Here is a 19,633-nt window from a genome sequence, read left to right on the forward strand (position 1 = left end):
CATATTCACCAGTCCTTCTCGGAAGAACGCATGCGCCCGTTGGCGCTCGACGCCGCAGACACTCTGTTAGCCGATCTGCAGAACTGGTGCCGAAGGATTTCACCCGAGCGGCCTCAGGCCGGAAGCCGGATAATCTCGAAACCGTCGTTCGATGGAATAGACAAGACGTGCCAAGTCGCTTCATCGACGAGCGGAGGCTGCGACTCCGGAGTATCGAGCGCCGGCCGCAAGGAATCGGCTAGACCATGCAGGAAACGGCCTACATCACGCAGAATCGCTCCCTTCAGGCGGTCGCGGACCTCATCCGCGAGGTTTCGGCCAATGAAATCCTGCCCCGGTTCCAGGCGCTGCAGCACCACGAAATTGCAGAAAAAAGCCCGGGCGATCTCGTGACGGCTGCCGATCATGGCGTCGAACAGGCCTTGGCTGATAGCCTTCTTGCGCTGACGCCCGGAGCGCGGTTCGTCGGTGAGGAAGGCTGTGCGCGTGCACCTCAGCTGCTCGATCGGCTCGACGAGGGCCTCGTGTGGGTTGTCGATCCGCTTGATGGAACAGGCAATTTTGCCGCAGGGCGACCGCCCTTCGCGGTCATGCTGGCCTTGCTCCGCGACGGCGACACGATCGCGTCCTGGATCTACGATCCGCTGAGCGGGCGGATGATGATCGCCGAACGCGGCGGCGGCGCCTGGTGCGACGGAAGACGGATCGAAATCTCCGCCGGCTTCGCCCGGAGAACTGAGTTGACCGGCATCGTCAGTGCGTTCTCGATGCCCGAGGGGATGCGAAGCGCCGTCGAGGCGCTGACTGCGGGCGTCGGCGAGACGGTGCCGACGCAACGCTGCGCGGGCCATGAATATGCGCTGGTAGCGCTCGGCGAGCGCGACTTCGCGCTCTACTGGCGAACGCTCGTCTGGGATCATGCCGCTGGCGCGTTGCTGCTCGAAGAGGCGGGCGGCGTGGTCGAACGGTTCGACGGAACGCCTTATCGCCCCGGCTCGACAGAGACCGGCATTGTGCTGGCACGTAGTCGTGGCATCGCCGATGCCGTCCAGGCGCTCCTTCGGAGCAGCGCTCGGCGGCCTTGAAGCGCTCCGAGCTATGCCGGTTGCTTGGCGAGCGCGTCGAACGCCTTCAGCTGACGAAGCAGCGCCGGCATTTCGCTCAGCGGCACCATGTTCGGCCCGTCACTCGGCGCGCTGTCCGGATCCTGATGGGTTTCGATGAATATGGCTGCGACGCCCACCGCCACGGCCGCCCGCGCCAGCGGGGCGACGAATTCGCGCTGGCCACCCGAACTGGCGCCGCGCCCGCCGGGTTGCTGAACCGAATGGGTGGCGTCGAACATCACGGGATAGCCGGTTTCCGCCATGATCGGCAGCGCGCGCAGGTCGCTGACCAGCATGTTGTAGCCGAAGCTCGCACCGCGTTCGCACAGGATGATATTCTCATTGCCCGATGCCGCGATCTTGGCCGCCACATTCTGCATGTCCCACGGGGCCAGGAACTGCCCTTTCTTGACGTTGATCGTGCGTCCGGTCTGCGCCGCGGCGATCAGCAGGTCCGTCTGGCGACAGAGGAAGGCGGGGATCTGAAGGACGTCGACCGCTTCGGCGACGGCTGCGCATTGCGCGGCTTCATGGACATCGGTCAGCACCGGACAATTGTAGCGTTCGCGAAGCTCGGCGAAGATTTCGAGCGCGGGCGCCATTCCGATTCCGCGCGGTGAATCGATCGACGTCCGATTGCCCTTGTCGAACGAGCTCTTGTAGATCAGCCCGATCCCCAGTTCCGCGCAAAGGCTGGTGAGCGCATCGGCCATTTCGAAGGCATGGGCGCGACTTTCCATCGCGCACGGGCCCGCGACGAGCACGCAGGGCTTGTCGTTGGCGATTTCGATGGCGCCCACGGCCACTTTCTTCATCATCTCGTCCTCAAAACTGGCCGCATTCGTCAAGGATCGCGTTCACATCGCGGCCGCGCGCGGCCTGGAGGCGGATTCGCGCCTCGTTCGAAAGCACGGCCCAGGCAGCTTCCTCGATTTCGGGCCAGTGCGCACGTGGGATGACCACGACCCCGTCCTCGTCGGCGAACACGACATCGTCGTTGCAGATACGTACCCCGCCCATGCTGATCGGGCGGTTCATCGCCTTCACGGTGCCTTCATATTTGATGTCGTTGCACGTCTGATTCCGGGCGAAGACCGGCAGCCCGAGCGCACGAACGTCCGCCGTGTCACGGGTCGATCCGTCGATCACCGCGCCAACCGCGCCCGAGCGGATCGCGAGATTGGCATTGAGGTCGCCGAAATAGGCATGTTCGGGCACATCGGTGGCGACCATGATGACATCCCCCGGCCGAACGAAGCGATAGGATTGCAGCGCGTCGTAGATGCCGTTCCATGCCCCTCCGGGAGCGCGATCCGGGCGCTCCGCGAGCGCGGTCAGCTCGAGCGTCTTGGCCCGGCCCAGCAGTTTGCCGCCGCTTGTCGGACGGAGGGCCGACGGAAGCACCACGCGCATCCCCCGTTCCTTGGAGATGTCCGAAAGGACGGACGAACTCAGATGCGATCGCATCGCCCGGAAGCGCGTTACCTCGGCCGCGCGCAGACCCGCCGCAACGGTTTCCGCGAACGCCAGATCATCGTCGTGGTTGATGTCGATCTGCTCGAGCGGTTGCAGATCGAACAGGATCGGCTTGGTCCCGAAGCGGCGTGTCGCAGGATCGTCGCCGGTGCGACGAACGATATAAAGGCTCATCGCCTCGATCACGGAGGTCGGCAGGTCGACGCTGTTCGGAACTCGGTCGGTTCCGTAGGCGGGTGTGCGGCCGTTCCAGCAATATTGCTTGGCGCGGCTCACTCCCACGAGACTGTCCGCCTCCGGATCGGCGAGCAGTGCGGCGATCGCACGCGAAATCGTGTCGGCGGTGATGAACGGGGCGGTACACAGGAGCTGTATCCAAAGATCGGCTTCGGGACGCTGCGCGCATTCCCACGCGAACAGCGCATGCCCGTCCGTTGCGTTGGTCGCGAGTTCCGCCGGGCGCGACAGGCGCGACACGGAGAGGTCGCTGGCCAGTTCCGCCAGCCCATCGCTTTCGGTGTCGAGGCAGACTTCGGTGATCGCGCTGCAGTCGAGTGCCTGCCGCAGCTTGCGCTTGAATAGATATTCTCCGTCCAGAACGCGCATATTCTTTCCGGAAACCCGTTCGCTTTTGCCCTTGGCGGGAATGAAGGCGACGATCTTCATACGCTCAACCGTTCAGGATGTCGCTGGCGTGGAGCATGCCGTGGAGGCGCCCTTCGGAATCCGTGACGGGAAGGACGAGCAATCGACTTCCGCGTTCGCGCAGCATCAGCATTGCATCGCCGAGCGTCGCCTCCAGGTCGATCACCTGCGGCTGTCGCTGCATGAGCGCTTTGGCCGGCGTGTCATAGACATCCTGCCGTGCCTGGAAGTGGCGGCGAACGTCGCCGTCGACGACGAGTCCCAGGAGCAGGCCGCCATGATCGACAACACAGGCGGCGCCCATTCGGCGCCCCGACATGACGGCCAGGAGCTCAGCCACCGACGCCGAAGGAAGCACCATGGGCAGGTCGGCACCGCTGCGCATCAGGTTGCGCACCGGGATCATCTGCCGGCCGAGCAGGCCCGCGGGATGGTGGCGCAGGAAATCCTCCCGAGTGAAAGCCCGAGCCCGGCTCGCCGCGACGGCAAGGCCGTCACCGATCGCCATCTGGAGCGTCGTGCTCGCTGTCGGCGCCAGTCCGATATGGTCCGCCTCGCGCTCGACCGTCGCAGGGATCAAATGATCTACCGCCCGGCCGAGCGGCGAGTCCGAGCGGCCGACGATGCCGATCAAGGTGCATCCACGGGCTCTCAGAAGCGGGAGGATACGACAGATTTCCTCGGTCGCCCCGCTGTTTGAAAAGAGCAGAACGACACTGCCCTCCTGCACGGCGCCCAGGTCGCCATGCGCGGCTTCGGCTGCATTGAGGAAGAATGCCGGAGTCCCCAGACTCGACAAGGTGGCGGCGACCTTCGCCGCGACAAGCCCCGACTTTCCGACCCCGAGACAGGTGAGCGGCCGCACCTGTGCCGCGATGAGGGACACCGCGGCCGAGATGCTCTCCGGAAGCGAGTGCTCGAGCTGCTCGAGAGCGCGCCGTTCGCCGGCGATGACTTCGGCAAACCATCCGCAGGCGGCCTCAGCTGCGAGTGGCCGAAGCCGGGCGGCTGACGGACGAGTCAACTTACTCGCTCCTGCTTCACGACTTGAACTCGAGCGATTCCGGCGCCCCAGCGATCGGTGTTCGCTGGCCGCAATGCGCGATCGATCAGTTCCGCTCCTGTCAGTGCGGCGTCCTTCGGGTAGAAGGCCTCATTCGCCAGATGATAGGCAAACCAGCGGCGCGCATCCGCCTGTGCGGGCGCTCTGGCGTTGCCCGACCGGACGGCGGCGACGAAGCGATCGAGATTGGTCTCGGCATTGAGCCAACCCGCGGTTGCGAAGCTCGACCGTCGCAGGATCGGGGTCCCGAACGCGGCTGCCAGGCTGAAGCTCTTGGAATCGCCCAGCAGCATGCCGTCGGCATGCGGGGCAAGCGCTTGGGTGGCGGGCAATCCGAGAATTTTCTCACCCGCAAGAATCACTCGACTGCCGAGCCGGGAGACGGTGTCCTGCAGTCCGCGATCACCGAGGTGCATCGAATTCAACGGATGATCCGTCACCACCAGCGTGCAGTTCGGCGTCACCTTGCTGGCGATCTTCGTCACCAATGCCCGGTTGCTGACCTTCGGCACGCGGTGCTGGACGAAGAAATTCTCTTCATGCTCATATTCAAGCGGGAGGAGCAGCATCGGCCGGTCTTCCGGGATGCCGATCTGACGGAACACGGATCCGCGATCGGGAACGGCGTCTCGCCAATGGTCGCGCATCTCGGACCAGAGCGGATCGATCAGCGCGTCCAGCTGCGCCCGATCGGCAGAGACGAGCCCGGAAGTCGCGCCATAGACGAACGGCTGATCGGTGATCGTCGTCGTCTCCGGTGCCATGTGGAAGGGCGCGGAAGCGACCTCCATCAGGAAGCGGACCGCTCCGGGGAAGTGACGCACGGTTTCGAAATCAGCGGCTCGGCACAGCACGACGTCGGGCGCAAGTTCGCGCACATGCGCGATCAGCCCCGCGGGATCCGCTGCCCTGGTGCGAAGGCTCGGATGGTCCTCGCTGTCGATGATCTGCCACCTGACGTCGTCCAGGTCGAGACACTGGCGCAGTTCGCCGGGCCCGATGCCGGTATTCCGCCACATCACGGGCGCCAGAACGTACACCTCGGCGACGCTCGCGATCCGGCGCAGGATCGGCGCGACGATATGCTCGAACCACCATGAGGTGACGACAGGCAGATAGAACAATATTCTCATCAGGGCCGTCCGCCCGGGGGTGAGCCGACCTCACGAAAGTAGCAAGCAGACGAACGAACCATTGTCGCTCCAGAACGGGGGCGGGCGGGTAGTTGCGGTCCTCTTCTTATAGAAGCGCTCTCAACGGCGATCGCGCGGCACTAGGAAATTTTTTCCCTACTCCTCCGCCGTCCAGGCGGTTGCGGCTAGAATGGGAGCATGACGGCCGCCGTCATATCCCCGCTTTCTCCAACAAGGATCGACATGCCCTATATTCCTGCGCCCGCCGAGGCGGCCTCGGAAGCCGAGAACATCTTTTACTTGCGGGGGGCGGTCGGCCGCATGGGTAAGCTGCTCGCCCACCTGGAACTCTATCGTGCCATCCAGGACTTGCCAGGCGCGCTAGTCGAACTGGGCGTCTACAAAGGCGCATCGCTCATGCGATTTGCCATGTTTCGCGCGCTGATCGAACATGAAGTCAGCCGCGAGATTCACGGATTGGACGCCTTTGGTGCCTTCCCGCGAGAAGGCGTGGGGGATTCGGACGATCGTGCCTTCATCGAAAAGTTCGAGGACGAACGCGGCGAAGGAATTTCCCGGGAGCTGCTCGCGCAATTGTTTGCAGACAAGGCGATCGGCAACGTGCATCTGCACCAGGGAAATGTGTTCGAAACCCTGCCGAACCTGTTGGCGCGCAGGCCCGAACTGCGAGTTGCGCTGCTCCATCTCGACATGGACGTGTACGAACCCACCGCGTTTGCGCTCGAGCAGCTCCTGCCGCACATGGTCCCCGGCGGCCTGATCCTGTTCGACGATTACGGCCTGGTCGCCGGTGCGACGCGTGCCGCCGACGAACTGGTGAAAGGCAAGAGACTCACGCTAAGGAAGCTCCGCCACTATTCGGTTCCGACTTTTGTTCAGATTCCCACCTGAGACATCGGTCACAAAGGATGAGAAGGGATGATGAGGAGGAAGCGGGCGCCATGACCCTGACGCTATTCGGGATCAGGAACTGCGACACCGTCAAGAAGGCGCGCGCCTGGCTGGAGGCGAACGACGTCGCTTACGATTTTCACGACTATAAGAGCGCGGGAATCGAGGAAAAGCGGCTTCGCGGCTGGGTTGCGGAGCATGGCTGGGATCGGCTGCTCAATCGTAACGGCACCACCTTTCGCAAGCTGCCCGACTTCGAGAAGGAAAATCTCGACGACGACAAGGCTGTCGAACTCATGAGCCGGCATCCGTCGATGATCCGGCGTCCCGTGCTCGATCTCGGCGATCGACGCTTGGTTGGCTTCAATCCGGTGGCGTGGCTTGAAATGATCGCCTAATAGACGGATTCGGAACGATTTACCCGCTATATAGGAATTTGATTGGCGGGCTACTCAGGGGGTTCGATTGCGGCAATCGGTGGCCCAGGACCAGGAAATGAAGGCGGGGCACGCCTCGTCCGACGCCTTTGCCGAGATCCACCGCTTCACTGCCACTGCGGGAACGATGCGTGCGCTGATCGAGGCGCATGACTGGACCGGATCGCCGATCGGTACTCCGGAATCCTGGCCGCAGAGCCTCCGGTCGGCCGTCGATTTGATGCTTCCGGCCATGGCTCAGATCGCCCTCTATTGGGGGCCTGACTATGTCGCGCTTTACAACGACGCCTATGTTCCGACGATCGGCGACAAGCATCCGAAGGCGCTAGGGCGGCCTGCGCGGGAAATCTGGGCCGAACTGTGGGAGGATCTCGAGCCGCTGCTCCGCAACGTTCGCGAAACCGGTGAAACCGTCTTCGCCAAGGACCGCCCCTTCTACATGGAGCGGCACGGCTATCCCGAAACCGCCTATTTCGACCTGTCCTATTCGGCCGTGCGCGACGAAAGCGGCGGCGTCGGCGGAATCCTGTGTATCGTCAACGAAACGACGGATCGGGTTCGCGAGGAGCGGCGCGCGCGCGAAAGCGAGGCCCGTTTCCGGGCGATGGCCGACTGCGCACCGGCACCGGTCTGGGTGACGAGTCCGACCGGAGTCGAGTTCGTCAACAAGGCCTTTGTCGAGGTTTCGGGTCTCGCAGCCGACGAGCTCACCGGCGAAATGTGGATGAGCCTCATCCATCCCGAGGACCTTCCCCAGGTGATCGAAACCCGCGCCCGCGCCTGGGAGTCGCGGTCGAGCTACGGCTATGATGCGAGATTTCGCAATTCCGCGGGCGAGTGGCGATGGATGCAGGTCAGCTGCAACCCCCGGATCGACGAGCAGCACAGGCTGATCGGCTATGTCGGGCTCGCCGTCGATATCACCGAACAGAAACGGTCGGCCGACGAGCTTCGGGAAAGCGAGGCTCGGTTCAGGGCCATGGCGAACAGTGCGCCGGCCCCGATCTGGGTGACGAACGAGGTCGGGATCGAGTTTGCGAACCAGGCGCTGTGCGACTTCACCGGCCTTGCCATGGAGCAGCTTTGCGGCGACGCCTGGACGAGGCTCGCCCATCCGGACGACCTTGACGCCGTCCTCGAACGGCGCTCGGCGGCGTGGGAGAAGCGACAGCCTTTCGAATTCGAAGCGCGTTTCCGGCGTCATGACGGCGAATGGCGCTGCCTTCGCTGTTCCTGTGTGCCCCGACGTTTGTCGGGGGAGTTTGCTGGCTATGTCGGCCTTGGCGTCGACATTACGGAGACTCGGCGGGCAGAACAGGAATTGCGGGAAAGCGAAGCTCGCTTCCGAAGGATTGCGGACAGCTCGCCCGTCATCATGTGGGTCACTCGGCCGGACCGAAAGCGCGAATTCGTCAATCAGGCCTATCTCGAATTCCTTGGGCTTTCGCGGGAAGAGGCGGCCGATTTCGACTGGCGCAAGCGGATCCACCCCGACGATGCCAAGCGGCTCGTCGCCCAGTCCATCGCCGGCGAAGCGTCGCTGAAGACCTTCACACTGGAAGGCCGCTACAGGCGGGCCGACGGCGAATGGCGCTGGCTGCACTCGGTTTCCCAGCCGCGCTTCGACGCGAGCGGACAGCCGAACGGCTTCATCGGCGTCGCTCATGACGTCACCGACATGCGCCGGGTCGAGGAGGCGCTCCGCCAGAGCGAGGCGCATCTCGCGGCGCTGGTCGGCCAGACCGCCGCCGGAGTTGCTGAAACGGACCTGGAGGGCCGCTTCATCAACGTGAACGACCGCTACTGCGTCATGGTGGGTCGAGGCCGGGAGGAACTGCTCGGCCTTCGCATGCAGGACATCACGCATCCCCATGATCTGCCGCGCAATCTTCCGCTGTTCACGAAGATGGTCGAAACCGGCCAGCCATTCGACATTGAGAAGCGATACATCCGCCCCGACGGCTCCATCATATGGGTCAACAATACGGTCAGCCTGATCCGCCCGTCCGGCGCTCCGGCCAGCGTTCTTGCCGTCAGCGTCGACGTAATGGATCGCAAGGCTGCGGAAGATGCTCTTCGGGAGAGCGAGGATCGGCTTCGACTGGCCACTCAGGCGGCGGCGATCGGGACCTTCGACTATAATCCGGTAACGGGCGATCTGCGCTGGGACGCCCGCTGCAAGGAGCTGTTCGGACTGCCGCCCGACGCTCCGGTCGATTATCCGCGATTTATCGCCCGGGTTCACCCGGACGATCGCGAGTTCGCCGATCATGCCGTGCAACGCGCGCTCGATCCCTCCGGACCCGGCGAGTTCGACATCGAGTATCGCGCCGTGACTCCGGACGGAACCGAGCGCTGGTTGGCGGCGGCCGGCCGCGCCGTGTTCGACGAGGAGCGGGCGGTGCGCTTCGTCGGCACCGTCATCGACATCACCGAGCGCAAGCGGGCGGAGGAGGCCCTCGCCCAGAAGGAGCAGGCGCTGCGCGCCGAGACCCGGCTTCTGGAAACCCTGAACGGGGTCGGCGCAACCCTCGCCGGCGAGCTCGATCTCGATCGGGTCGTTCAGACGGTCATCGATGCCGCCGTGGAGCTGACCGGCGCCCAGTTCGGTGCCTTCTTCTACAATGTCATCGATCAGGTGGGCGAGAGATACATGCTCTACGCCATATCGGGAGTCGATCGGGCGGAGTTCGAGAAGTTCCCGATGCCGCGCAACACCGCGGTCTTCGCTCCGACCTTCGGAGGCGAGGGGACGGTGCGGTCCGACGACATCAGCAAGGACCTCCGCTACGGCCGGAACGCGCCTTACCATGGCATGCCGGAAGGCCATCTCCCGGTCACCTCCTATCTGGCAGTGCCCGTGACCAGTCGTTCGGGCGAAGTGATCGGCGGCCTTTTCTTCGGCCATGAGGCGCCCGGTCGCTTTACCAGCCGGCACGAGCAGCTGCTGGTCGGCCTTGCCGGCCAGGCGGCGGTCGCGATCGACAATGCCCGGCTGTTCGAGGCCGCGCAGCGGGAGATCGAGGAACGCACCCGGGCCGAGGAAGCCCTTCGCGACCTCAACCATACGCTCGAAGTGCGGGTCGCCGCCGCCATTGCCGAGCGCGAGCGGGCCGAGGAAGCCCTTCGCCAGTCGCAGAAGATGGAAGCCGTCGGCCAGCTCACCGGCGGCATCGCCCACGACTTCAACAATCTGCTGACCGTGATTGCCGGCAATCTCGACATGGTTCAGCGCCGACTCGGCCCCGGAACCGAGGAGCGGGTGCTCCGGGCCGTGAACAGCGCCATTGTCGGCGCCGAACGGGCTGCAACTTTGACCCAGCGCCTGCTCGCCTTCTCCCGGCGGCAGCCGCTGAGCCCCAAGCCGATCGACGTGAACGATCTGGTTGGCGGTATGTCCGAGCTGCTGCACCGGGCGCTTGGTGAAACGGTCGAGGTGGAGACGAAGCTCGATCCAGGACTGTGGCAGGTCGAGGTCGATCCCCATCAGCTCGAGAATGCGATCCTCAACATTGCGGTGAATGCGCGCGACGCGATGCCCGACGGCGGACGTCTCGGTATCGAGACCCGGAATGTCGATCTCGCGCTCGAAGCCAGGGGCGAGCAGGGCGAGCCGACGAGCGGTGACTATGTGCTGATCCGGATGACCGACAGCGGCACCGGAATGGACGAAGACATGCTCGCCCGCGCCTGCGAGCCCTTCTTCACCACCAAGGAAGTGGGCAAGGGAACCGGTCTCGGCCTCTCCATGGTCTATGGGTTCGTCAAGCAATCCGGCGGTTATTTCCGGCTGGAATCGGCCATGGGCGTGGGAACCAGCGTCAGCATCTATCTGCCGCGGCTCGAGGCCTGTTCCACCGCCATGGAAGAGGGACGCCAGGCGCAGGATCTCCAGTCCGGCTTCGACGAGACGATTCTGGTGTGCGAGGATGATCCGGACGTGCGCAACTATACCGTCGAGGTGCTGCGCGACCTCGGCTATCGCGTGGTGGAAGCCGAGGACGGCGCCGCTGCCCTTCAACTGATCGAGGACGAGGGCAGCGCCATCGACCTGCTCTTCACCGACGTGATCCTTCCCGGAGGCATGACCGGCGCCGATCTTGCCCGACGGGCACGCGCGTTCCGGCCGTCGCTTAAGGTGCTCTATACGAGCGGCTATCCGCGCGACGCCATCGTCCATCACGGCCGGCTGGATCCGGGGGTCGAGCTGATCACCAAGCCCTTCGCGTATGCCGAACTGGCGGGCCGGATCCGCGAGGTGCTCGAGCGCGGCTGAGGGCGAGGGTGGTCACGACGGCCACCACCCGTCTGCCGATCAGCCAGACTCCGACCTCGACAGGACCGGACGGCTGTTCGCCTGACTAGGCCGCCGCGGCCGCCTGGGGCTCGGTATCGTTGTCGGCGGTCGGTCTTGCAGAGTCGCTCGCATCGACATCGTCGCCGCGCTTCTCCCCTTCGCTCAGGACCGGATCTGGGATCAGCCAGCGTGCAAGGGCGGTGATGGCAGCAAGCGCCACATAGCCGCCGACCGCCGCCAGCGGCTGGAACAGTAACGCCGCGCCGAACGCGATTCGCAGCCAGAGGGGATTGAAGCCGAAATCCTCGCCCAGTGCGTGGCAGACCCCGAGCAGAGTGTCGTCGCGTGCCCAGGGCGAGACTTGATCTTTCTGCATCGAAAGCTCCTTCTCGCAGCTTCGGATCACAGCCTTCGGCCGGGGCCGCGCCGGAGCGACCGCGCTGATCATCTGCCCAGGAACATCCCGCACCGCCTCGGCGAAGGCTTCCGCTGGAAGAGTTGGGAGGAGCGCTTGAGAGCGTCAAGGGCGCAGGCGCGTCAAAGGAAAGGCCGGAGCTCGCGCCCCGGCCTCCAAGCCGCTCGGTTTCTTGACCCGTGCGGCGGGCTACTTGACCAGTTCGACCTGCTGGAACTCCAGCTCGACCGGAGTTGCGCGGCCGAAGATCGAGACGCCGACCTTCACTCGGCCGCGATCGAAATCGAGCTCCTCGACGATTCCGTTGAACGAGGCGAACGGACCTTCCAGAACCTTGACCTGGTCGCCGATCTCATAATCGACGTTGATCTTCTGCTTGGGAGCAGCCGCAGCGGCTTCGTCCTTGGTGTTGAGGATCCGCGCGGCCTCGGCATCGCTGATCGGCTGCGGCTTGCCGCTCGAGCCGAGGAAGCCGGTCACCTTCGGCGTATTCTTCACAAGGTGATAGACTTGGTCGTTCATGTCGAGCTTGGCCAGCACATAGCCGGGGAAGAATTTGCGGTCGCTCGTCACCTTCTTGCCGCGACGAACTTCCGTCACCTTCTCCGTCGGGACCTCGACCGCCTCGACCATCCGGTCGAGCCCGAGGCGAGTTGCTTCGGCCATGATCGCGTCGCGGACCTTGTTCTCGAAGCCCGAATAAGCGTGGATGATGTACCAGCGGGACATTGTGTTTCCTGTTTCCTTCCTTGCCTCCCACTCCCGCGTTCGGGAGGGGCAGGGGAGGGGGCCTGGCCCCCGTCTAGCTCAAAAGCCCGAGCAGCTGCTGGACGATTGCGCTGAACGCGCTGTCGATGCCGAAGAAGAAGAGCCCGAGCAGAGTTGTCATGATGACGACCATTACCGCCGTCATCATCGTCTCGCGCCGGGTCGGCCATACGATCTTGGCCGTTTCGGAGCGGACCTGCCGCAGAAACTCGCCGGGACTGGTTCTCGCCACTGCTGTCTTCGCCTTCGATCCGATATTTGAGAAAAATGCCCTTGCCCAGATAGGACTGCCGGCCGCCGCCGCAATAGCAGCGCAGTCCGCCTCGGAAAAGCCGCACCGACTCCACGGCCGTTCCGCCGCCTCGCCCAGCGACCCAATGCCGTTTCCCCAGGTCTCCACCGGCTGAGGAGGGAGTTGGCAGGAGTGGAGGGACTCGAACCCCCGGCCCTCGGTTTTGGAGACCGATGCTCTACCAGCTGAGCTACACTCCTAGGCCAGAGCGCCGAGCCCTTAACCGTCAGGCCCTTTCAGCGCAAGGGTCTGCCGTCAGTCCGCCGGGCTGCCTAGGCGGCGGCTTGCTTGCGCTCCTGATTGAGCATCGACTTGACGGTTGATCCGGAAACCGGCCTCGAGAAGATATAGCCCTGGATCCGGTCGCATCCCAGCGACCTTACCAGTTCGAGCTGCTCCATCGTGGCGACGCCCTCGGCCACCGTTTTCATGCCGAGGCTGCCGGCGAGGGCGACCACGGCGCGGATGATCGCGGTGCTCTCCGGATCCTCCGCCGAAATCGCCTGAACGAAACTCCGGTCGATCTTGAGCGTGTCGAAATCCGCCTTGCGCAGATAGCCGAGCGAGGAATAGCCGGTGCCGAAATCGTCCATCGCAAGCCGGACCCCCAGGCTCTGGATCTGCTGCAGCACCTTCTGAGTCGCGGTGGTGAGCTCGAGAAAGACCGTTTCGGTGACTTCAAGTTCAAGCCGCCGCGGCTCGAGCCCCGCCTGGGTGAGCGATGACACGAGCGTGACGATGAAACCCGGATCACGCAGCTGGCGCGGCGAGACGTTGACGGCAATGCAGATATCCTGGGGCCAGCTCGCGGCCTCTCGGCAGGCGGTTCGGAGCACCCATTCGCCGATCCGGCCCAGCATTCCCATTTCCTCGGCGATCGGGATGAACTTGGCGGGCGAGATCGAACCGAGCTCCGGGTTGTTCCAGCGGAGCAGCGCTTCGAAGCTGCGAATCTTCATCGTTCCGGCGTCAACGACCGGCTGATAGTTCAGGCTGAACTCGCCACCGTCGACCGCCGAGTGGAGGGCGAGTTCGATCTTTCGACGCTCTTCCGCGCCGGCATGGAAAGACGGCTCGTAGAATCTCATGTCGTTGCCGCTGCCGGCCTTTGCCTGGTAAAGTGCGAGATCGGCATTGCGGACGAGTTCCTCGACCGAATCGCCGTCCTCAGGGCCGATTGCCACTCCGACGCTGGCGCCGACAAACAGCCGCTGCTCGCGATACAGGAACGGTCCCTGGAGCGCTCCGACCAGCGCCAGGCAGAGCTGTTCCAGTTCGTCACGGGTCGAGACGATGGGAACGACGATGGCAAATTCGTCGCCGCCGAGCCGGCCGGCCGTCATTTCCTCGGAGATCACCGTCTCGAAGCAGCGCGCGACCTGCTGCAACAGGTGATCGCCGGCAATATGGCCGAGGGAATCGTTGATGGTCTTGAACCGGTCCAGATCGACCAGAAGAACCGCGCATTGACGATCCTGGCTCTTGGCCAAGGCGAGCGCATCGTGAAGCTCTTCGAGCAGCTGGACCCGGTTGGGAAGGCCGGTGAGGGCATCATGCCGAGCCATGTGGGCGATGCGGTCGGCGGCCTGGCGAGCCTCGGTGACGTCGGATCCGACTCCCTGATAGCCGACGAAGCGGCCATGCTTGCCGTACATCGGGCGCGCCGAAAGCTCGATGCACTTGGTTTCGGTGCCGACTGCAAGGGGGATGACCAGGTCGGCAATCGGCTCGCGCCGGAGAAGCGCGCCCTCGGCCGCGGCAATCGCCCGCCGGGTGCTCTGATCCGCCTGGCTGCGGTCCTTGAGCAGGGCCAGCAGCGAAAGCCCCTCAAGCTCTTCCCGAGCCCGGCCGATGGCTCGGGCGAAGCGGCTCGAGACGTTGGTCAGAGCAAGCTGGCTGTTCGTCTGCCAGAGCCAGTCGGCGTCGCTATTCTCGAACTCGCGAAGCAGCAGGCTGACCGTCTCCCGCCGCTCCTCCAGAGCGATGTCGAGACATTTGCGCTGCATGAAGGCGCGGCCGTTGTGAAGCACCATATGCAGCATCGCACAGGTGTAGATCGGTCCGATTGCCGCTATCACCCAATTGTCTGTCGTCGCGAGCATTCTGGTGGCAGCGACGCCCATGACGACGACATAGGCGGCAGCGGCGGCCGGGATTGGGGAGAAGATGAAGGCCGCACCGGCCATCATCGTTGCGGTCATGACCCCGATGGCAAGCTGCTGCCCGTGATTGGCGAACTCGAAGAAATAGCGTGCCGGAAAGCTCCACAGAAAGCCGAAGATGATGCTGTGATAGGCGACTCGATTGATTGTCTGGCGCGGTACCGAATGGATCAGCCGGCCGGCCAGTTTGGCCCGGTGCCCGAAGACATAGTGAAGGAGCAGGGCCAGGCTCACCAGCCACAGGGCAACGTGGAGCGACGGGGCGCGACCGCCGACCAGATAGATGACGAGCAGGGCGTTGAGCGACTGTCCCCACGCCGCGATCGAGAGGGTTGCCCCCGTCTCCTCGAGCTGTGCGGCGCGCACACGTCCCCAACCCCTGCTGCCAGGGGGCGTGGCGCGGTTGAAAACCACCCGCCAGTCGAGCTTGGGCAAGCTTTTGTCGGTCATGACGCTCCATCAGAGGTCATACCGCTCAAAGCGTTAGTGAAGCGTTATCTGTCTTCGATCAGGCGGCGATATCGTAGGTCGGCATCTCGCCCGCCAGATACAGGTTTCGAGCCTTCGCCCGGCTGAGTTTGCCGGAACTCGTGCGCGGCAGCGAACGGGGCGGAACCAGCTCGACCACGCAATTGATTCCCGTGATCGCCCGGACCCGCTCGCGGATCATCTCGCGGAGCCGGCCCCGCTCCTCCGAATCCGACGTGCGGCATTGAACGAGCACAGCCGGAGTTTCCTCGCCTCCAGGAGTGGTGATCGCAAAGGCGGCAATGTCTCCGGCCTTGAAGCCCGGCATCTGCTCCACCGCCCACTCGATATCCTGAGGCCAGTGATTCTTGCCGTTGATGATGATCATGTCCTTGGCTCGGCCGACGATGTAGAGATAGCCGTTGGACAGATAGCCCATGTCGCCGGTGTCCAGCCAACCTTGCTCGTCGAGGCAGGCGTCGGTCGCCTCCTCGTCGCGGAAATAGCCGACCATCACCGACGTGCCGCGGCAATAGACCCGGCCGATCTCGCGCTCGCCGATCGGATTTCCGTCGTCGCCGCGGATCTGCACCTCCATTTCTCGCACTGGTTTGCCGCAATTGACGACCGCTCGATAGCGTTGCGGCCGGTCGCGTTCGCCCGGAGTCCCGCCTGCGAGCAAGGTCTCCTCGACCATTTCGACGACGATTCCCTCGCCCGGCGGCATCACGGTGACGGCGAGGGTTGCTTCGGCGAGGCCGTAGCTAGGAAGGAAGCTGGACGCCTTGAAGCCGGCCGGCGCGAAGGTGTCGACGAAGGCCTGCATCACGTCCGGCCGGATCATGTCGGCGCCGTTGCCGGCCACCCGCCAGCGCGACAGGTCGAACCGTTCGGCGACGTTCATCTGGCTTGAAACGCGGCGGGCGCAGATGTCGTAGCCGAAGGTCGGCGAATAGCTCATCGTCGTGCCCTGGTTGCGGCTGATCAGGTCGAGCCAGGCGAGCGGACGACGGGCGAAATCCTCGGTCTTGAGATAATCGACCGACATCTGGTTGGCGACCACCGAAAGCAGGCAGCCGACCAGGCCCATGTCATGATAGAAGGGCAGCCAGGACACGCCGCGGTCGGTGGGGCCCATTTTCATCGCATGAGCGTGGGCGGCGAGGTTGCTGAGCAGGGCCCGATGCGTGATCGCGACTCCATGCGGGAAGCGGGTCGAGCCGCTCGAATATTGCAGATAGGCGATCTCGTCCGGCTGCGCCTTCGGAAGCGGGCACTCGCCGGCGCCGTTCTCGGCGAACCTGGCCCAATCCTCGCTGTCGACGCCGACCGCGGCGGCGGCCGCGGTGCACAGGCTCTCCAGTTCGGGCGGATAGAATAGCCGCTTCGGGTCCGCGCTCTTCAGCTGCACCGAAAGCTGTTCGATATAGGCGTCGCGGCCGCCGAACGAGGTCGGCAAGGGCAGCGGCACCGGCCAGGCGCCGGCGTAGAGCGCCCCGAAGAAGAGCGCGACGAATTCAGGCGCGGTTTCCGCGATCAGGGCGATCCGATCTCTCGGCTGGATACCCTGGGCGATCAGCCGATAGGCGTTGGCAAGGGCATCGGTGCGAAGATCGCTGAACGGGTAAGGACGAACGAGATTGCCCCGGGCATCATGGAAGTTGAGTCCCCGCTGCCCTTGCGCTGCATAATCGAGGGCGTCGGGCATCGTCCCGAAATCCGCGAAGCGGCGCGGCAGGTTGTCGTCGGTGGGCGTCGGCGTCAGAGTCACGGGCGCCGCGCTCCCCCGCGGTTCTTCCCGGCCTTCATTTTCAAGCACGTCCGGCTGAATCCTCATTCATGGACCTTTGCGGTCCGCAAAACTGCAGTTCAGCCTCGCTCTAGGAGATGAGGCGCGTTCATAATCCGGCCCGACTGTGGCACAAACATGGCGATGAGGCCCAGAAGTCCCAGAAAGCCGCGTCAGCCCCTTGATCGCGAGGCTCTGGAGCAGGCCGCTTTGGCTTATGCCAGCCGCTATGCGACCACTCGTGCAAGGCTTGCCGCCTATCTTCGGCGCAAGCTCGCCGAACGCGGCTGGGCGGAGGCGGATGAACCTCCCGTCGAGGCGCTGGTCGAGCGGATGGCCGGCCTCGGCTATGTCAACGATCGAGTCTTTGCCAGCGCCAAGGCCGCCTCGCTCGGCCGGCGCGGCTATGGGGAGCGTCGGGTTCGCGACGCCCTGCGAGCCGCCGGAGTCGAAGCCGAGGATGCCGCTCAAGCACGGGAGGAAGCCCAACGGAGCGCCTGGGAGGCCGCGCTTCGTTTTGCACAGCGGCGAAGGATCGGGCCTTTCGCCGAGACCCCGCCGGAGCGGCCGGCTCGCGAGAAGGCGCTTTCAGCCATGATCCGCGCCGGTCATTCGGTGGATCTGGCGCGTCGGCTCGTCTGGGCCAGTCCCGGCGAAGTCCCGGACGCGGACAGTGATTGAAAGGGATAGTTCACAATCGAAGAATCCGTGATACTCATACCGTGAACCCACGGGGGGACCAGGTGTTAAAGATGTCGCGTCAGGAGATGTTCGACGGGCATACGGACGCTCCGCCGGAGAGCGGCGATCCCGCGCGCGACGAAGAGGCGCTTGTCCGGGTGACGGGCACGGTGAAATGGTTCGATGCCACCCGCGGCTTCGGCTTCGTCGTCAGCGAGCAGGTCGAAGGTGACATTCTCGTCCATTTCAGCGTTCTCAAGGAGCATGACCGCAGAAGCCTCCCCGAAGGAGCGATAGTCGAATGTCTGGTTGCGGAGCAGGAGCGCGGCCTCCAGGCGCGCAAGGTGCTGAACATCGATCTTAGCAAGGCGATCCTTCCCGATGCCGGACGGACGGTGGCGGTGCGCAGCGATCGGATCGATCCTTCAGCCCTGCTCGACCAGGCCGGGGCGTTCGAGCCGGTGCGGGTCAAATGGTTCAATCGGCTGCGCGGCTATGGCTTCCTCGTTCGCGAGGACGATGACAGCGAGGATATTTTCGTCCACATGGAGACGGTGCGTCGCGGCGGCCTTTCCGATCTGATCCCCGATCAGCCGCTTCGGGCGCGCATCGCCGTCGGCCGGAAGGGGCCGCTCGCCGTGGAGGTCGAGGACCGTTGAAATCGCGTCAAGTGCTGCTGGCGGTCGGCTTCTCGATCGCTCTCGTCGCCTGCCGGGCGGAACCCGCGGCCAATGCCTCGCAGCCCGCGGCGGTTCGAACCGCGCCGTCAGGACTGGATCTGGTGCCGCTCACCATTCAAAGCGGCGGGCGGACTCATCGTTTCACGGTGGAGGTTGCGCGCACTCCGGAGCAACAGGCGCGGGGACTCATGTTCAGGGAGCGCCTTGGGCCGAACGAAGGCATGATCTTCCCCTTCGCTCCGCCTCGTCCGGCGAGCTTCTGGATGCGCAATACCCTGATTCCCCTCGACATGATCTTCGTCCGGGAGGACGGCACAATCGCCCGAATCGCTGCCAACACCGTCCCGCTCTCGGAGGAATCGGTGGGCGTGGACGAGCCGGTCGCCGCTGTGCTGGAGATTCCAGGCGGGCGTTCGGCGGAGCTCGGGATCGTCGAAGGGGATCGGGTCGTGTGGCAGGACCGACCCGGCTCCTGACGGGCTTGCACCGCCCCTTGCTTCGGGGCTAGGCGAAGCCGCCATGGGTTTCTTCAAGAATCTGTTCACCTGGTGGGAGGGGGCAACCCTCGGGACCGCCCTCTACAGCTGGCGCAACGGCACCAAGGTCGGGGAGGATTCGCTCGGCAATATCTACATGCAGTCCAGGCGCGGCGATCGCCGTTGGGTGATGTACAAGGGCTCGAACGACGTCAGCCGGGTGCCGCCGGAATGGTATTCCTGGCTGACCCGCCAGATTGACGGCGTTCCCGACGAGTCGCTTCCGCCTGCGCCGAAGTTTCTCAAGCCGCCGGCGCCGAACCTGACGGGCACGCCCGATGCCTACCGGCCGTCCGGGGCTCTGGAGCGCGGCGCCCAGCGGCAGGCGGCAAGCGGTGACTATCAGGCCTGGACGCCCGACTGAGGCATGATCCGAGCGCGCAATAGCCTGGTGATAGCTGCGCTGGCCGCCCTTGGCGCCTGTGGCCCGACCGGCGCGCCGGAGCGGACTCAGACCGAAAACGAGACGATCGAGACGGTCGACATTCCCCAGACCGTCAGCGAAGTCCCGGCCGGTACAACGCCGATGCCGGAACGAGTCGCCGTTCTTCGGCTGCTCAACAAGCGCAACGGGCAGATGCGCGAATTCTCACTTCGGCCTGGTCAGGCGGTCCGCGCCGGGGATGTCGTGGTCCGGCTCCGCGCCTGCGAAACGACCGCTCCCTGGGAGGTCCAGCAATTGACCGGCGCCTTCGTCCAGCTTGACGTCAGGAATCCTCAGCGCCGGGTGGAGCGCGTCTTCTCGGGATGGCTTTACAAGGAATCGCCGTCGC

General features: G+C 64.5%; 17 protein-coding genes, 1 tRNA gene and 1 pseudogene. 9 read left to right on the forward strand and 10 right to left on the reverse strand.

Translation table 11 applies throughout. The annotated features are described in order from the left end of the window. Nucleotides 1-245 precede the first annotated feature (245 nt). Nucleotides 246-1,085 (forward strand): inositol monophosphatase family protein, encoded by an 840-nt coding sequence (locus ACRYLT_RS10500; protein WP_482664046.1) that lies wholly within the window; start codon nucleotides 246-248, stop codon nucleotides 1,083-1,085. A gap of 11 nt (nucleotides 1,086-1,096) precedes the next feature. Here the strand turns inward: ACRYLT_RS10500 and kdsA are convergent, their stop codons facing one another. The 4 genes from kdsA to ACRYLT_RS10520 are packed head-to-tail and all read right to left on the reverse strand — an operon-like array spanning nucleotide 1,097 to nucleotide 5,423. Next, on the reverse strand, nucleotides 1,097-1,921 hold the full coding sequence (gene kdsA, locus ACRYLT_RS10505) for a 3-deoxy-8-phosphooctulonate synthase (RefSeq protein WP_482665432.1): 825 nt from the start codon (nucleotides 1,919-1,921) through the stop codon (nucleotides 1,097-1,099). A 10-nt stretch (nucleotides 1,922-1,931) separates the two neighbouring features. Continuing rightward, nucleotides 1,932-3,248, reverse strand: a complete 1,317-nt coding sequence (locus ACRYLT_RS10510) for an RraA family protein (protein ID WP_482664047.1) — start codon at nucleotides 3,246-3,248, stop codon at nucleotides 1,932-1,934. Nucleotides 3,249-3,252: 4 nt separating this feature from the next. After that, entirely contained in the window at nucleotides 3,253-4,251 is a 999-nt protein-coding gene (locus ACRYLT_RS10515; RefSeq protein WP_482664048.1) for a KpsF/GutQ family sugar-phosphate isomerase, read from the reverse strand. Then, complete coding sequence (locus ACRYLT_RS10520) at nucleotides 4,248-5,423, reverse strand: hypothetical protein (protein ID WP_482664049.1); 1,176 nt, start codon at nucleotides 5,421-5,423, stop codon at nucleotides 4,248-4,250. Before ACRYLT_RS10520 ends, ACRYLT_RS10515 begins: the two co-directional genes overlap by 4 nt. 198 nt (nucleotides 5,424-5,621) lie before the next feature. On the opposite strand from ACRYLT_RS10520, the gene ACRYLT_RS10525 reads away from it, so the two are divergent. From ACRYLT_RS10525 to ACRYLT_RS10535, 3 genes are all read left to right on the forward strand, one after another. Further along, nucleotides 5,622-6,335: a TylF/MycF/NovP-related O-methyltransferase gene (locus ACRYLT_RS10525; protein ID WP_482664050.1), complete on the forward strand. Its 714-nt coding sequence runs from the start codon at nucleotides 5,622-5,624 to the stop codon at nucleotides 6,333-6,335. 50 nt (nucleotides 6,336-6,385) lie between these two features. Next, on the forward strand, nucleotides 6,386-6,733 hold the full coding sequence (locus ACRYLT_RS10530; protein WP_482664051.1) for an arsenate reductase: 348 nt from the start codon (nucleotides 6,386-6,388) through the stop codon (nucleotides 6,731-6,733). A 67-nt stretch (nucleotides 6,734-6,800) separates the two neighbouring features. Beyond that, nucleotides 6,801-11,048, forward strand: coding sequence for a PAS domain S-box protein (locus tag ACRYLT_RS10535; RefSeq protein ID WP_482664052.1), 4,248 nt, complete (start codon nucleotides 6,801-6,803; stop codon nucleotides 11,046-11,048). Nucleotides 11,049-11,133: 85 nt separating this feature from the next. On the opposite strand, the gene ACRYLT_RS10540 is transcribed toward ACRYLT_RS10535, so the two are convergent. The 6 genes from ACRYLT_RS10540 to ACRYLT_RS10565 all read right to left on the reverse strand — a co-directional run bounded on the left by ACRYLT_RS10540 (nucleotide 11,134) and on the right by ACRYLT_RS10565 (nucleotide 17,011). Continuing rightward, entirely contained in the window at nucleotides 11,134-11,445 is a 312-nt protein-coding gene (locus ACRYLT_RS10540) for a PspC domain-containing protein (protein ID WP_482664053.1), read from the reverse strand. A 228-nt stretch (nucleotides 11,446-11,673) separates the two neighbouring features. Beyond that, entirely contained in the window at nucleotides 11,674-12,213 is a 540-nt protein-coding gene (gene nusG, locus ACRYLT_RS10545) for a transcription termination/antitermination protein NusG (protein ID WP_482664054.1), read from the reverse strand. A 73-nt stretch (nucleotides 12,214-12,286) separates the two neighbouring features. After that, nucleotides 12,287-12,484 (reverse strand): preprotein translocase subunit SecE, encoded by a 198-nt coding sequence (gene secE / locus ACRYLT_RS10550; RefSeq protein ID WP_482664055.1) that lies wholly within the window; start codon nucleotides 12,482-12,484, stop codon nucleotides 12,287-12,289. A gap of 184 nt (nucleotides 12,485-12,668) precedes the next feature. Continuing rightward, a tRNA-Trp gene (locus ACRYLT_RS10555) sits at nucleotides 12,669-12,744 on the reverse strand. Between the two features lie 72 nt (nucleotides 12,745-12,816). Beyond that, nucleotides 12,817-15,156 carry a putative bifunctional diguanylate cyclase/phosphodiesterase gene (locus ACRYLT_RS10560; RefSeq protein ID WP_482664056.1) on the reverse strand — a complete coding sequence of 780 codons (2,340 nt, stop codon included), beginning with the start codon at nucleotides 15,154-15,156 and terminating at the stop codon, nucleotides 12,817-12,819. A gap of 58 nt (nucleotides 15,157-15,214) precedes the next feature. Then, a complete protein-coding gene (locus ACRYLT_RS10565; protein WP_482664057.1) occupies nucleotides 15,215-17,011 on the reverse strand; it encodes a fatty acyl-AMP ligase in 1,797 nt (598 codons plus the stop codon). A gap of 96 nt (nucleotides 17,012-17,107) precedes the next feature. Here ACRYLT_RS10565 and ACRYLT_RS10570 point away from each other — a divergent pair, with 96 nt between their 5' ends. From ACRYLT_RS10570 to ACRYLT_RS10590, 5 genes and pseudogenes are all read left to right on the forward strand, one after another. Beyond that, a complete protein-coding gene (locus tag ACRYLT_RS10570) occupies nucleotides 17,108-17,644 on the forward strand; it encodes a regulatory protein RecX (RefSeq protein ID WP_482664058.1) in 537 nt (178 codons plus the stop codon). 71 nt (nucleotides 17,645-17,715) lie between these two features. Next, nucleotides 17,716-18,303, forward strand: coding sequence for a cold-shock protein (locus tag ACRYLT_RS10575; protein WP_482664059.1), 588 nt, complete (start codon nucleotides 17,716-17,718; stop codon nucleotides 18,301-18,303). Continuing rightward, a complete protein-coding gene (locus ACRYLT_RS10580) occupies nucleotides 18,300-18,800 on the forward strand; it encodes a DUF192 domain-containing protein (protein WP_482664060.1) in 501 nt (166 codons plus the stop codon). Before ACRYLT_RS10575 ends, ACRYLT_RS10580 begins: the two co-directional genes overlap by 4 nt. 43 nt (nucleotides 18,801-18,843) lie before the next feature. Beyond that, nucleotides 18,844-19,224 carry an NADH:ubiquinone oxidoreductase subunit NDUFA12 gene (locus ACRYLT_RS10585; protein ID WP_482664061.1) on the forward strand — a complete coding sequence of 127 codons (381 nt, stop codon included), beginning with the start codon at nucleotides 18,844-18,846 and terminating at the stop codon, nucleotides 19,222-19,224. A gap of 213 nt (nucleotides 19,225-19,437) precedes the next feature. Further along, nucleotides 19,438-19,620, forward strand: a pseudogene (locus tag ACRYLT_RS10590) (DUF2155 domain-containing protein); the annotation flags it as partial. Between the last annotated feature and the right edge of the window lie 13 nt (nucleotides 19,621-19,633).

It is taken from the genome of Sphingosinicella sp. SM1-17, assembly GCF_056821765.1.